At 54.8% G+C, this 13036-nt stretch carries 26 protein-coding genes and 1 pseudogene; all 27 read right to left on the bottom strand.

Translation table 11 applies throughout. The features are described from left to right. Positions 1-7: 7 nt before the first annotated feature. Complete coding sequence (gene rpsD / locus AAFH99_RS05815) at positions 8-628, bottom strand: 30S ribosomal protein S4 (RefSeq protein ID WP_043320821.1); 621 nt, start codon at positions 626-628, stop codon at positions 8-10. 15 nt (positions 629-643) lie between these two features. Then, complete coding sequence (rpsK, locus tag AAFH99_RS05810; RefSeq protein ID WP_043320820.1) at positions 644-1033, bottom strand: 30S ribosomal protein S11; 390 nt, start codon at positions 1031-1033, stop codon at positions 644-646. Between the two features lie 49 nt (positions 1034-1082). Further along, the gene (gene rpsM, locus AAFH99_RS05805) at positions 1083-1439 is read right to left on the bottom strand and encodes a 30S ribosomal protein S13 (protein ID WP_010133823.1); all 357 of its coding nucleotides are present in this window, start codon (positions 1437-1439) and stop codon (positions 1083-1085) included. A gap of 399 nt (positions 1440-1838) precedes the next feature. After that, complete coding sequence (gene rpmJ / locus AAFH99_RS05800) at positions 1839-1955, bottom strand: 50S ribosomal protein L36 (RefSeq protein WP_010133825.1); 117 nt, start codon at positions 1953-1955, stop codon at positions 1839-1841. Between the two features lie 39 nt (positions 1956-1994). Then, on the bottom strand, positions 1995-3341 hold the full coding sequence (gene secY / locus AAFH99_RS05795; RefSeq protein WP_043320818.1) for a preprotein translocase subunit SecY: 1347 nt from the start codon (positions 3339-3341) through the stop codon (positions 1995-1997). A 12-nt stretch (positions 3342-3353) separates the two neighbouring features. Next, the gene (gene rplO / locus AAFH99_RS05790; protein ID WP_010133828.1) at positions 3354-3788 is read right to left on the bottom strand and encodes a 50S ribosomal protein L15; all 435 of its coding nucleotides are present in this window, start codon (positions 3786-3788) and stop codon (positions 3354-3356) included. Position 3789: 1 nt separating this feature from the next. After that, complete coding sequence (gene rpmD, locus AAFH99_RS05785) at positions 3790-3975, bottom strand: 50S ribosomal protein L30 (protein WP_010133829.1); 186 nt, start codon at positions 3973-3975, stop codon at positions 3790-3792. Between the two features lie 66 nt (positions 3976-4041). After that, entirely contained in the window at positions 4042-4551 is a 510-nt protein-coding gene (gene rpsE / locus AAFH99_RS05780; protein ID WP_043320817.1) for a 30S ribosomal protein S5, read from the bottom strand. 10 nt (positions 4552-4561) lie between these two features. Beyond that, positions 4562-4912, bottom strand: coding sequence for a 50S ribosomal protein L18 (rplR, locus tag AAFH99_RS05775; RefSeq protein WP_043320815.1), 351 nt, complete (start codon positions 4910-4912; stop codon positions 4562-4564). 9 nt (positions 4913-4921) lie between these two features. Beyond that, positions 4922-5455: a 50S ribosomal protein L6 gene (rplF, locus tag AAFH99_RS05770; protein ID WP_043320813.1), complete on the bottom strand. Its 534-nt coding sequence runs from the start codon at positions 5453-5455 to the stop codon at positions 4922-4924. Positions 5456-5467: 12 nt separating this feature from the next. After that, positions 5468-5860, bottom strand: coding sequence for a 30S ribosomal protein S8 (gene rpsH / locus AAFH99_RS05765; protein ID WP_043320812.1), 393 nt, complete (start codon positions 5858-5860; stop codon positions 5468-5470). 27 nt (positions 5861-5887) lie between these two features. After that, a complete protein-coding gene (gene rpsN, locus AAFH99_RS05760) occupies positions 5888-6193 on the bottom strand; it encodes a 30S ribosomal protein S14 (protein WP_043320810.1) in 306 nt (101 codons plus the stop codon). A 9-nt stretch (positions 6194-6202) separates the two neighbouring features. Further along, the gene (gene rplE, locus AAFH99_RS05755; RefSeq protein WP_043320808.1) at positions 6203-6742 is read right to left on the bottom strand and encodes a 50S ribosomal protein L5; all 540 of its coding nucleotides are present in this window, start codon (positions 6740-6742) and stop codon (positions 6203-6205) included. Between the two features lie 14 nt (positions 6743-6756). Then, positions 6757-7074 carry a 50S ribosomal protein L24 gene (gene rplX, locus AAFH99_RS05750; protein WP_043320806.1) on the bottom strand — a complete coding sequence of 106 codons (318 nt, stop codon included), beginning with the start codon at positions 7072-7074 and terminating at the stop codon, positions 6757-6759. A gap of 20 nt (positions 7075-7094) precedes the next feature. Further along, a complete protein-coding gene (rplN, locus tag AAFH99_RS05745) occupies positions 7095-7463 on the bottom strand; it encodes a 50S ribosomal protein L14 (RefSeq protein WP_043320805.1) in 369 nt (122 codons plus the stop codon). A gap of 49 nt (positions 7464-7512) precedes the next feature. Beyond that, a complete protein-coding gene (gene rpsQ / locus AAFH99_RS05740; RefSeq protein WP_010133838.1) occupies positions 7513-7776 on the bottom strand; it encodes a 30S ribosomal protein S17 in 264 nt (87 codons plus the stop codon). A 2-nt stretch (positions 7777-7778) separates the two neighbouring features. Further along, positions 7779-7970 carry a 50S ribosomal protein L29 gene (gene rpmC, locus AAFH99_RS05735; protein ID WP_043320803.1) on the bottom strand — a complete coding sequence of 64 codons (192 nt, stop codon included), beginning with the start codon at positions 7968-7970 and terminating at the stop codon, positions 7779-7781. Next, entirely contained in the window at positions 7970-8383 is a 414-nt protein-coding gene (gene rplP / locus AAFH99_RS05730) for a 50S ribosomal protein L16 (protein ID WP_010133841.1), read from the bottom strand. The genes rpmC and rplP overlap by 1 nt, the downstream gene beginning before the upstream one ends. An 11-nt stretch (positions 8384-8394) precedes the next feature. Beyond that, positions 8395-9075, bottom strand: a complete 681-nt coding sequence (gene rpsC / locus AAFH99_RS05725; RefSeq protein ID WP_043320802.1) for a 30S ribosomal protein S3 — start codon at positions 9073-9075, stop codon at positions 8395-8397. Positions 9076-9094: 19 nt separating this feature from the next. Next, entirely contained in the window at positions 9095-9427 is a 333-nt protein-coding gene (gene rplV / locus AAFH99_RS05720; RefSeq protein ID WP_043320801.1) for a 50S ribosomal protein L22, read from the bottom strand. 15 nt (positions 9428-9442) lie between these two features. Continuing rightward, entirely contained in the window at positions 9443-9721 is a 279-nt protein-coding gene (rpsS, locus tag AAFH99_RS05715; RefSeq protein WP_020411388.1) for a 30S ribosomal protein S19, read from the bottom strand. Between the two features lie 56 nt (positions 9722-9777). Continuing rightward, entirely contained in the window at positions 9778-10602 is an 825-nt protein-coding gene (gene rplB / locus AAFH99_RS05710; protein ID WP_043320798.1) for a 50S ribosomal protein L2, read from the bottom strand. A gap of 14 nt (positions 10603-10616) precedes the next feature. After that, positions 10617-10913, bottom strand: a complete 297-nt coding sequence (rplW, locus tag AAFH99_RS05705) for a 50S ribosomal protein L23 (protein WP_010133846.1) — start codon at positions 10911-10913, stop codon at positions 10617-10619. Beyond that, positions 10910-11524: a 50S ribosomal protein L4 gene (gene rplD / locus AAFH99_RS05700; RefSeq protein ID WP_043320796.1), complete on the bottom strand. Its 615-nt coding sequence runs from the start codon at positions 11522-11524 to the stop codon at positions 10910-10912. Before rplD ends, rplW begins: the two co-directional genes overlap by 4 nt. An 18-nt stretch (positions 11525-11542) precedes the next feature. Beyond that, on the bottom strand, positions 11543-12178 hold the full coding sequence (rplC, locus tag AAFH99_RS05695; protein ID WP_043320794.1) for a 50S ribosomal protein L3: 636 nt from the start codon (positions 12176-12178) through the stop codon (positions 11543-11545). A 110-nt stretch (positions 12179-12288) separates the two neighbouring features. Continuing rightward, a complete protein-coding gene (gene rpsJ, locus AAFH99_RS05690; RefSeq protein WP_010133849.1) occupies positions 12289-12600 on the bottom strand; it encodes a 30S ribosomal protein S10 in 312 nt (103 codons plus the stop codon). A 283-nt stretch (positions 12601-12883) separates the two neighbouring features. Beyond that, positions 12884-13036: pseudogene (tuf, locus tag AAFH99_RS05685) on the bottom strand (elongation factor Tu); the annotation flags it as partial.

The following is a 13036-nucleotide window of genomic DNA, read 5'->3' as shown; positions in this document are numbered from 1 at the left end:
CAGAGCCTTACTTGGAGTAGAGTTCCACGATAAGGTTTTCATTGATCTCTGCCGGCAGATCCACGCGATCCGGAACACGCTTGAAGGTACCTTCGAGCTTGGTCGCGTTCACGTCTACCCACTCAACGTCACCGCGCTGTGCAGCGAGGGAAACGGAGTTCTGGATACGCATCTGCTTCTTGGACTTCTCGCGGATGGAGATAACGTCGCCTTCTTTCACGGAGTAAGAAGGGATGTTTACGGTAGCGCCATTCACCAGAATTGCCTTGTGAGATACCAGCTGACGCGCTTCGGCGCGAGTGGAGCCGAAGCCCATGCGGTAAACCACGTTGTCCAGGCGTTTTTCCAGAAGTTGCAGCAAGTTTTCACCAGTTGCACCTTTCAGACGCGCCGCTTCCTTATAGTAGTTGCGGAACTGCTTTTCCAGCACGCCGTAGATACGACGTACTTTTTGTTTTTCACGCAGCTGAATACCGTAGTCGGACAGACGGCCGCGACCAGCGCCGTGAACACCCGGCTTGGTTTCTGCACGACACTTGGAGTCGTGCGGGCGAACGCCACTTTTCAGCTGAAGATCGGTACCTTCCCGACGGGAAAGCTTACATTTTGGTCCAATATAACGTGCCATTTCGTCAACCCCCTCTTACACGCGACGTTTCTTGGGCGGACGACAACCGTTATGCGGGATCGGCGTCACGTCGGTGATGTTGGTGATCTTGTAGCCGCAGTTGTTCAGGGCGCGAACGGCAGATTCGCGACCCGGGCCGGGGCCCTTAACTTCGACATCAAGGTTTTTCAGGCCGTACTCTTGAGCGGCAGTACCTGCGCGCTCAGCGGCAACCTGGGCTGCGAAAGGGGTGCTCTTACGAGAACCACGGAAACCGGAGCCACCAGCGGTAGCCCAGCTCAGAGTATTGCCCTGACGGTCAGTGATCGTCACGATCGTGTTGTTGAACGATGCGTGGATGTGGGCAACACCGTCGACAACGGTCTTTTTGACCTTTTTGCGAACAGTAGTTTTTGGCTTAGCCATACCTGTATCCTAAATCCTGTACTTGTGAAGACTTGCGCGATGTAAGTAATTACTTACGGATCGGCTTGCGCGGACCCTTACGGGTACGGGCGTTAGTCTTGGTGCGCTGACCGCGAAGCGGCAGGCTGCGACGGTGACGCAGACCGCGGAAGCAACCCAGGTCCATCAGGCGTTTGATGTTCATGGACACTTCACGACGCAGATCACCTTCAACGGTCAGTTTTGCAACTTCACCGCGGATGGTTTCGATCTGGTCTTCGGACAGATCACGAAGTTTGGTGGATTCAGCGATACCTACCGCTGCCAGAATAGACTTGGCCGTAGTGCGACCGACACCATAAATATGGGTCAGGGAGATCACGGCGTGCTTGTGGTCTGGTACGTTTACACCAGCAATACGTGCCATAGAGGCGTACTCCACGTATTGTGAACCGCGCAACTTTGGTAATGGCGCAGCTCATTTCTCATTTCGGCGCTGACAGCGAATAAAAAGCCATCAGCACCACCAAAAAGGCGCGCAAGAATAGCTTTTCATACACCAAATTGCAATAGCCCGCCTTCCCAGAGCCTGAACCCAAGGTAAAACGGACGACAGTCAACGCCCCCTTTTTTGAAACCTGCAGACCTCCCGAAGGTGGTCTTTGAGCTTCTCCGCAGGCATATCGCTTTGCGGTGCGCCTTTTTACACGGGGCTGTGTAAAGAGGCAAATATTTTCACGTTCATTTGGTGACCAACCAGATCCGTAATTCGGTCACCGAACTCACCGTCCCTGGTAAGTCGCGCTAACCGACGCCTGGGCGTCGATTAGCCCTGCCGCTGCTTGTGACGGGGCTCGGCGCTGCAGATAACCCGCAGAACACCTTTGCGACGTACGATTTTGCAGTTACGGCAGATCTTTTTAACAGAAGCGCGTACTTTCATGACCTTACCTCAATTCAATCCTGCTGCGACGGCTGCCGATCAACGACGGCCGTAACCTTGCAGATTTGCCTTCTTCATCAACCCTTCGTACTGGTGGGACAGCAGGTGCGACTGCACTTGCGCCATGAAGTCCATCACCACGACCACGACGATCAGCAGCGAGGTACCTCCCAGATAGAAAGGAATGTTCAGCCCAACTACCAGGAACTGCGGCAGCAGGGATACCAATGCGATGTAACAGGCACCCACCAGAGTCAGACGAGTCAGCACGCTGTCGATATAACGAGCGGTCTGTTCGCCAGGGCGAATACCGGGCACATAAGCACCGGATTTTTTCAGGTTGTCTGCCACTTCATTCGGGTTGAACATCAACGCCGTGTAGAAGAAGCAGAAGAAGCCGATCAGCAGTGCGAACAGGATGATGTTCAGCGGCTGACCCGGGCCCAACTGCAGTGCCATCCACTGCAGAATCTGTGCACCGATGCCCTCACCGCCCTGACCGAACCACTGCGCCAGAGTCGCAGGGAACAGCAGGATACTGCTGGCGAAGATCACCGGAATCACGCCGGCCATGTTGACCTTCAGAGGCAGGTGGCTGGATTGAGCCGCCGGCGCCTGAGAGTAACGACCAGCCTGACGGCGGGCGTGGTTGATGGTGATACGGCGTTGACCGCGCTCCATCACTACTACGAAGTAGACAACCGCCAGTGCAACAAAGCCGATGGCCAGCAGCATCAGGATGTGCAACTCACCCTGACGCGCCTGCTCGAAAGCCTGACCGATGGCACTGGGCAGACCCGCAACGATACCGGCAAAGATCAGCATGGAAATGCCGTTGCCGACGCCGCGCTCGGTGATCTGCTCACCCAGCCACATCATGAACACTGCACCGGTAACCAGTGACACCACGGCCACAAAGTAAAATCCGAATGCCGGTTCCGCGGAGTAAGCCAGATTCTGACCGGCGAGACCAAAAGTCATACCGATACCCTGAATCAGGGCCAGCAACACCGTCAGATAACGGGTGTACTGGTTGATCTTGCGCCGGCCTGCATCTCCTTCCTTCTTCAACGCCTCCAGGGAAGGCGTTACCGCGGTCATCAACTGCATGATGATGGACGCGGAGATGTAAGGCATGATGCCGAGCGCCAGAATACTCATCCGCTCCAGTGCGCCACCGGAGAACATGTTGAACAGGCCAAGGATGGTTCCCTGGTTCTGGTTAAACAGGTTCGCCAGCTTCTCCGGATCAATTCCGGGCACCGGAATATGGGTCCCTATACGATAAACAAGAATCGCGAGAAACAGAAAACGAAGGCGAGCCCAAAGCTCGCCTAATCCCTTGCCGTTGCCCAGGGAGTTAACACCAGGTCCTGGTCGTGCCATTGGGGCCTCGATTTAGTCTTCTACTTTTCCGCCAGCAGCTTCGATGGCCGCTTTAGCACCTTTGGTGACACCCAGACCTTTCACGGTAACCGCTTTGGTCAGTTCACCAGACAGGAACACTTTGGCGCGCTTAATGTGGTTGCCGATAATATCGGCATTCTTCAGCGCTGCCAAATCAATCGTGTCACCTTCAACCTTGGCCAGCTCCGCCAGACGCACTTCCGCAACAAAGCGGCCAACGCGAGAGGTGAAACCGTACTTCGGCAGGCGCTTCTGCAAAGGCATCTGACCGCCTTCGAAGCCCGGACGGACACTACCGCCGGAACGGGATTTTTGACCCTTGTGGCCACGACCACCGGTTTTACCCAGGCCGCTACCGATACCACGACCAACGCGCTTGGCGCTGTGCTTGTGACCCTCAGCGGGAGACAGTTCATTCAAACGCATGTTACGCCTCCTCTACTTTTACGAGGTAGTTCACTTTGTTGATCATGCCGCGCACAGAGGGAGTGTCTTCCACTTCCACAGTGTGACCAATGCGGCGCAAACCCAGACCAGCAACACACGCCTGATGATTCTTCAGACGACCGTTGATGCTTTTAACCTGGGTTACTTTGATGGTCTTCTTAGCCATGACTCATTCACTCAAAGCAAGTTCAGAGTGGATCGCAGCGATAGAGCGGCTGCGACCCAAACCGAATCAGTTCAGGATTTCTTCCACAGACTTGCCACGCTTGGCGGCTACGTCTTCCGGGCTGCTCATTTTGCCCAGAGCACTGAAGGTAGCGCGGACGACGTTTACCGGGTTGGTAGAGCCGTAACACTTTGCCAGTACGTTGTGGACGCCAGCCATTTCCAGTACGGAGCGCATGGCACCGCCGGCAATTACACCGGTACCCTGGGAAGCGGGCTGCATGTATACCTTGGAACCGCCGTGGCGACCGTTGGTAGCGTACTGAAGGGTGTCACCATTCAGATCTACCTGGATCATGTTGCGACGTGCAGCTTCCATAGCTTTCTGGATGGCAACTGGCACTTCGCGCGCTTTACCACGACCAAAGCCAACGCGGCCATTGCCATCGCCAACTACGGTCAGAGCGGTGAACGCGAAGATACGACCACCTTTTACGGTTTTGGCAACGCGGTTGACCTGGACCAGTTTTTCCTGGAGGCCTTCGTCGTTGCTCTTCTCGACTTTATCTCTAGCCATAACTCAACCCTTAGAATTTCAGACCGGCTTCACGGGCAGCGTCTGCCAGGGCCTTAACACGGCCGTGGTATTTGAAACCGCTACGATCGAAGGCTACCGTTTCAACGCCAGCGGCTTTCGCACGCTCCGCGATCAGGGTACCAACAGCTGTAGCAGCGTCGACGTTACCGGTTTTGCTTTCACGCAGGTCCTTGTCCAGAGTAGAGGCAGTGGCCAATACCTTGTCGCCGTCGGCAGACAGGATCTGTGCGTAAATGTGGCGGGGAGTGCGGTTCACTGTCAGGCGAACGGCGCCCAGCTCACGGAACTTGGCGCGGGCACGACGTGCACGACGCAAGCGGGATTGCTTCTTAACGTTCATATCTATGCCTTACTTCTTCTTGGCCTCTTTGCGATACACGCGCTCATCGGCGTAGCGGACACCCTTACCTTTGTAGGGCTCCGGCGGACGGAATGCGCGGATCTCTGCGGCCACTTGACCTAACAGCTGCTTATCGCTGCTCTTCAGTACAACTTCAGTCTGGCTCGGGGTTTCTGCTGTAACACCTTCCGGCAGGTCGTAATCTACCGGGTGAGAGAAGCCCAGAGTCAGGTTCACGGTCTTACCAGATGCTTTCGCACGGTAACCTACACCGTTCAGCTGCAGTTTCTTTTCGAAACCCTGACTGACGCCGACCACCATATTGTTAACCAGCGCGCGGGTGGTGCCGGCGAGGGCACGTGCCTGCTTGGAACCGTTGCGTGCTGCAAAGGTCAGCTGGTTTTCTTCCTGCTTCACTTCCACGTCAGAGTGGATGTTGAAGTTCAGGTTGCCATTACCACCTTTAACGGCGATATCCTGACCAGAAAGGCTCACGGATACACCAGCGGGGATGCTTACGGGACTATTAGCTACTCGAGACATATTAACCCCCGCTTAGAATACGGTGCAGAGCACTTCGCCGCCGACACCAGCCTGACGGGCTGCGCGATCAGTCATCACACCACGAGAGGTGGAGACGATAGCGATGCCCAGGCCGCCGCGAACGGATGGCAATGCTTTCTTACCTGCGTAGTTACGCAGGCCTGGACGGGAAACCCGGTCCAGCTCAGCAATTACCGGCTTGCCCTGGAAGTATTTCAGTTCGATAGTCAGCTCAGGCTTGGCACCTTCGCTGACCGCTACGCCAGTAACGTAACCTTCGTCTTTCAGTACGTTGGCCACGGCTACTTTCAGTTTTGAAGAAGGCATAGAAACACTGCCCTTGCCGCGCGCCAAAGCGTTGCGGACGCGGGTCAGCATATCTGCCAACGGATCTTGCATACTCATTACTTAAGACTCCTCAAGTCTGCCGTTTTACCAGCTGGATTTAACCAGGCCGGGGACATCACCACGCATAGCGGCTTCACGCAGTTTGTTACGGCAGAGACCGAACTTGCGGTAGACAGCGTGGGGGCGACCAGTAATACGACAGCGACGTTGCTGACGTACCGGGCTTGCATCGCGCGGCAGTTGTTGCAGCTTGAGTTGAGCCTCCCAACGCTCCTCATCGGAAGCGTTGGCACTGGCGATGATCGCCTTCAGCTCTTGACGCTTTTCAGCGTACTTAGCTGCGGTTCGAGCGCGCTTGTTCTCACGCGCAATCATGGATTTCTTCGCCATGGAATCCTCTTAACCCTTGAAAGGGAAGTTGAATGCTTTCAGCAGTGCGCGACCTTGTTCGTCGTTGGCTGCTGTAGTAGTGATACAAATATCCAAACCACGGATCTTGTCTACTTTGTCGTAGTCGATTTCCGGGAAGATGATTTGTTCGGTTACACCCATTGAGAAGTTACCACGACCGTCGAACTGCTTCGGGCTGATGCCACGGAAGTCGCGGATACGTGGGATCGCGATACCAATCAGTCGCTCCAGGAACTCATACATACGCTCACCGCGCAGAGTTACCTTACAGCCAATCGGCCAGCCATCACGGATTTTGAAGCCCGCGATAGACTTACGCGCCTTGGTCACAATGGGTTTTTGACCAGTAATCGCAGTCATGTCACTGACTGCGTGTTCCAGTACCTTCTTATCACCAATGGCTTCACCGACACCCATGTTGACGGTGATTTTGGTGATGCGCGGCACGGACATTACGTTCTCAAGTCCCAGCTCTTCTTTCAGCTTGGACGCGAGTTCTTTGGTGTAGAGCTCTTTAAGCCTTGCCATTTTTTCCACCTGACTTATGCGTCAACGGCTTCGCCGCTGGATTTGAAGACGCGGATCTTAGTGCCATCTTCCAGTACTTTGAAGCCTACCCGGTCAGCTTTTTGGGTGTTCGGGTTGAAGATGGCAACGTTGGAAGACTGAATTGCAGCCTCTTTTTCAACGATTCCACCGGCAACGCCCAGCTGGGGGTTCGGCTTCTGGTGTTTTTTGATCATCTGTACACCGGATACGATCAGGCGGCCATCGTTCAGCACCTTACGGACGGTGCCACGCTTGCCTTTGTCGCGACCGGCGATAACGATCACTTCGTCGTCACGCTTGATCTTGCGCATTACTCTTCTCCGCTCGTGGCTTAGATAACTTCGGGAGCCAGTGAGATGATCTTCATGAACTTCTCACCGCGCAGCTCGCGAGTTACCGGGCCAAAAATACGGGTGCCAACCGGAGCATGGTTCTGGTTCAGCAACACCGCTGCGTTATCGTCAAACTTGATCAGGGAGCCGTCCGGGCGACGCACACCTTTCTTGGTGCGAACCACAACCGCGTTCATCACCTGACCCTTTTTCACTTTACCGCGAGGAATCGCTTCCTTAACGGTTACCTTGATAATGTCGCCAACGCCAGCGTAGCGACGGTGGGAGCCGCCCAGCACCTTGATGCACATGACACGGCGAGCCCCACTGTTATCGGCTACTTCTAAGTAGGATTCTGCTTGAATCATTGTTCCTCTCCGAAAACCTGTTTAGGTCTTCACAGTCAATGGGCCAGGATTAAACCTTCGCCGCACGCTCTACAATAGTCTGCAAGGACCAGGACTTGCTCTTGGACAGCGGACGAGATTCCTCAATGGTCACGACATCACCGATGCCGCACTCATTGTTTTCGTCGTGTGCCTTGAGCTTGGTGGACTTGCTCACGATTTTGCCGTAGATCGGGTGCTTAACACGGCGCTCGATCAAAACGGTGATGGTTTTATCCATCTTGTCACTCACAACCTTACCGGTCAGAGTACGCTTCAGTTTTGCTTCAGCCATGATTAATTACCTGCCTTCTCGGTCAACACAGTCTTAATGCGAGCAATGTCGCGACGAGTCTGCTTCAGCAGATGAGTCTGAGTCAGCTGACCGGTGGATTTCTGCATGCGCAGCTTGAACTGTGCTTCAAGTTGGCTCAGCAGTTCCTGGTTCAGCTCCTCAACTGACTTTGAGCGTAGATCTGCAGTCTTCATTACATCACCGAACGCTTAACGAAAGTTGTCTTTACAGGCAGCTTGGCTGCGGCGAGCTCGAAAGCTTCGCGAGCCAGTTCTTCGGAAACGCCTTCCATTTCATAGAGGACTTTTCCTGGTTGAATCTGGGCAACCCAGTATTCAACGCCACCCTTACCTTTACCCATCCGAACCTCGAGAGGCTTGTTGGTGATGGGTTTGTCCGGAAACACACGAATCCAGATCTTACCGCCACGCTTAACGTGACGAGTCATTGCGCGACGAGCCGCTTCGATCTGACGCGCAGTAATGCGCCCACGACCGATGGCCTTGAGGCCGAACTCGCCAAAGCTCACTTTAGAGCCGCGCTGCGAAAGACCGCGGTTGCGACCCTTCTGTACCTTGCGGAATTTTGTACGCTTCGGTTGTAGCATCTGCGCACCCCTTACTTAGCAGCTTTCTTGCGAGTCTTCGCTGGCTTCTCTTCGGGGATTTCGTCACCGATGACTTCGCCTTTGAAGATCCAAACTTTCACACCGATGATGCCGTAGGTAGTGCTGGCTTCATAAGTGCCGTAGTCGATGTTTGCACGCAGAGTGTGCAGCGGCACACGGCCTTCACGGTACCATTCGGTACGGGCAATCTCGGCACCGCCAAGACGACCACTCACCTGAATCTTGATACCTTCAGCGCCCTGGCGCATAGCGTTCTGTACAGCGCGCTTCATAGCGCGACGGAACATAACACGACGCTCCAGCTGCTGAGCAACGTTCTGGGCAACCAGGGTTGCATCCAGGTCAGGCTTGCGTACTTCTTCGATGTCGATGTGCACGGGCACACCCATCTGTTTGCTCACCTCGTTGCGCAGACGCTCTACGTCTTCACCTTTCTTACCGATCACGATGCCCGGACGCGCAGTGTGAATGGTCACACGAGCGGTATTGGCCGGACGTTCGATCTCGATACGGCTCACGGAAGCGTGGGCCAGTTTATTGCGAATGAATTCGCGAACTTTCAGATCCGTGTACAGCTTGTCTGCGTACTCGTCGCTGCCGGCATACCAAACAGAGGTATGCTTTTTAACGATACCCAGACGAATGCCGGTAGGATGTACTTTTTGTCCCATGGTTTTCTCGCCTGCTCTCTTATTTCTCGGCTACTTTCACAGTAATGTGACAAGTACGCTTAAGAATACGATCGGCACGACCCTTGGCGCGCGGCTTAATGCGCTTCATGGTCATACCCTCATCCACGAAGATGGTGGAAACTTTCAGCTCGTCAACGTCAGCACCTTCGTTGTGCTCAGCGTTGGCGATTGCAGATTCCAGAACCTTCTTGACGATCGCAGCACCTTTCTTGTGGCTGAAAGCCAGGATGTCCAGGGCTTCCTCGACACCTTTGCCGCGAATCTGATCAGCTACCAGACGCGCTTTCTGTGCCGACAGACGAGCACCGCGTAATTTTGCTTGTACTTCCATCTCTATAACCTCGGCTTAGCGCTTCTTCGCTTTCTTGTCCGCGGCGTGGCCACGGTAAGTGCGGGTAGCAGCGAATTCACCCAGCTTGTGACCAACCATTTCTTCGTTGACCAGTACCGGTACGTGTTGACGACCGTTGTGAACAGCAATCGTCAGGCCCACCATTTCCGGCATGATCATGGAACGGCGGGACCAGGTTTTAATCGGCCGGCGATCATTGGCTTCGATCGCTGCCTCCACCTTTTTGATCAGATGCAGATCAATAAAGGGACCTTTCTTTAATGAGCGTGGCACTTTAGATTCCTCTTTAGATGCTCACACATCGTGCGCGACTAACTCTCTATTGAGAATTACTTGCCGCGACGACGTACAATCATGTTGTCGGTGCGCTTGTTCTTACGCGTTTTCTTGCCCTTGGTCGGAACGCCCCAAGGTGTCACTGGGTGACGACCACCGGAGGTACGACCCTCACCACCGCCGTGCGGGTGGTCTACCGGGTTCATCGCCACACCACGAACGGTAGGACGAACACCGCGCCAGCGCTTGGCACCGGCTTTACCCAGCTTGCGCAGACTGTGCTCAGAGTTGCTCACTTCACCCAGGGTGGCGCGGCACTCAGACAGGACTTTACGCATTTCGCCAGAGCGCAGACGGATAGTCGCGTACTGACCTTCACGGGCAACCAGCTGAACAGAGGCACCGGCAGAGCGGGCCAGCTGAGCACCTTTACCAGGCTTCAGCTCGATACCATGAATCACGGAACCAACCGGAATATTGCGCAGCGGCAGGGTATTACCTACAGCGATCGGCGCAGCATCACCAGACTGGATCTTGGCACCGGCCTTCAGGCCTTTCGGTGCAATGATGTAACGACGCTCACCGTCGGCGTAACACACCAGCGCGATGTGCGCGCTACGGTTCGGATCGTACTCCAGACGCTCAACGGTGGCCGGAATGCCATCTTTGTTGCGCTTGAAGTCCACTACGCGGTAGTGATGCTTGTGACCACCACCGATGTGACGGGTGGTAATGCGACCGTTGTTGTTACGGCCACCGGTCTTGGACTTCTTCTCAACCAGCGGAGCGTAAGGCGCACCCTTGTGCAGGTCGGAGTTAACAACCTTGACCAGGTGACGACGGCCAGCAGAGGTCGGTTTTGCTTTTACAATAGCCATTGCAACTTTCCCCTTTACTCAGCGGCTTCGAAGTTGATGTCGCTGCCTTCAGCCAGACGAACGTAGGCTTTTTTCCAATCATTGCGCACGCCCATGCCGTAGCGGGTGCGCTTGGTTTTGCCTTTAACGTTCACGGTACGAACCTGCTCAACAGAAACGTTGAACAGCTTTTCAACCGCAGCTTTGACTTCAGCTTTAGTAGCGTCGGTGGTTACCTTGAACACTACCTGATTGGCGGCATCCGCCAGCACAGCAGCTTTCTCGGAAATTACCGGGCCCAGCAGTACTTTGTAAATTCGCTCTTGGTTCATCCCAGCACCTCATCAATTTTCTTCAGTGCAGAAACGGTAACCACGACCTTGTCAAAGCGAATCAGGCTTACCGGATCGATACCCTGTACGTCGCGAACATCGATCTTGTGCAGGTTGCGCGCGGCCAGGTAGAGGTTTTCGTTTACCTCTTCGGTCACGATCAACGCGTCGGACAGATCGTACTGTGCCAGCTTGGTTACCAGCTGCTTGGTCTTCGGCGCTTCCACGTCGAAGGACTCAACCACAACCAGACGCTCCTGACGAGCCAGCTCGGAGAGAATGCAGCGCAGTGCAGCGCGGTACATTTTCTTGTTCAGCTTGACGCTGTGATCACGGGGTTCAGCAGCGAAAGTTACGCCACCAGAACGCCACAGCGGGCTGCGGATAGTACCGGCACGAGCGCGGCCAGTACCTTTTTGACGCCACGGCTTTTTGCCGCCGCCAGAAACCGCAGCGCGGTTTTTCTGAGCCTTGGTACCCTGACGAGCGCCAGCCATATAGGCGACGACTGCCTGGTGCACCAGGTCCTGATTGAATTCACGACCGAAAGCCACTTCAGAGACTGCAACAGTGCCTTTAGCGCCTTCGGGAGTAGCGATATTCAGTTCCATATCTATTTCCCCTCAGACTTAGGCTTTAACTGCCGGACGAACGATAACGTTACCGCCGGGAGCGCCAGGTACGGCACCTTTAACCAGCAGCAAATTGCGCTCGGCGTCCACACGAACTACTTCCAGGTTTTGCGTGGTAACACGCTCGGCACCCATATGACCGGCCATTTTCTTGCCTTTCCACACGCGACCAGGAGTCTGGCACTGACCGATAGAACCGGGAGCGCGGTGAGACAGGGAGTTACCGTGAGTAGCGTCCTGGGTACGGAAATTCCAGCGCTTAACGCCACCCTGGAAACCTTTACCTTTGGAAGTGCCGGTTACGTCGATCTTCTGACCGGCTTCAAAGCCAGATACAGTGATTTCGGAACCGATTTCGAAGGACTCTTCAGAACCGTCAGTACGCAGTTCGAAAAGAGCAGTGCCAGCCTCAGTATTGGCTTTGGCGAAGTGGCCCGCTTCGGGCTTGGAGACACGGGAAGCTTTACGAGCACCCACAGTTACCTGAACTGCGGAGTAGCCATCAGTTTCCACGGTTTTCACCTGGGTGACGCGATTCGGAGCTACCTCGATAACAGTTACCGGGATAGAAGCGCCATCTTCGGTGAAGATGCGAGTCATGCCGCTCTTGCGGCCGACAATACCTATAGTCATCTTTTCAACCTCTCAGTGCACGGGGCTTTAACCCACTGCGGCCGCCCAATTTCAGAGCGTTACACTACCCAGACCTTTTTCGCCTGGGATTCGGTAGTTAATTTGAAGTGTTAGCCGAGACTGATCTGAACCTCTACACCAGCCGCCAGATCGAGCTTCATCAGCGCGTCGACGGTTTTCTCGGTAGGCTCTACGATGTCCAGCAAACGCTTGTGAGTACGAATCTCGTACTGGTCGCGCGCGTCTTTATTGACGTGCGGAGAAATCAGCACGGTGTACTTCTCTTTGCGAGTCGGCAGCGGGATGGGACCGCGTACTTGTGCGCCAGTGCGCTTGGCCGTCTCTACGATCTCCTGGGTAGACGCGTCGATCAGCTTGTGATCGAACGCCTTCAGGCGAATTCGGATGCGTTGACCCTGCATGGAATCAAACTCCAGTTGTAAATCTAAAGAACGTCCTTTTACGCAACCCCGAGGGCGGGCGAAAAGGAGCGCGAAGTCTACGGGCAGGACAGGATGCTGTCAAGACAGATTGCCATTTTTTAACCAACACCCGCCCCCCACGATGCAGCGCCGACTCTCAGTGCCGCAGCCCGGTGCCCACAATATACACACGTGCCCCCCATTCCAGTCACAATCATTAGGCGCAAAAAAGCCGCGACATTTCTGCCGCGGCTTTTTTGTTGCTTCAGATCAGGAGCAAGGATTACTCGATGATCTTGGCTACAACGCCAGCACCAACGGTACGGCCACCTTCACGGATCGCGAAGCGCAGACCTTCTTCCATGGCGATCGGGCAGATCAGAGTCACAGACATCTGAATGTTATCGCCCGGCATTACCATTTCGGTGCCTTCCGG

It is taken from the genome of Microbulbifer sp. ARAS458-1, from assembly GCF_045348205.1.
In the GTDB taxonomy this organism is placed as follows: Bacteria; Pseudomonadota; Gammaproteobacteria; order Pseudomonadales; family Cellvibrionaceae; genus Microbulbifer.
The sequence above is the reverse complement of the archived record's forward strand: the minus strand, read 5'-3'. Positions and strand labels throughout refer to the sequence as shown.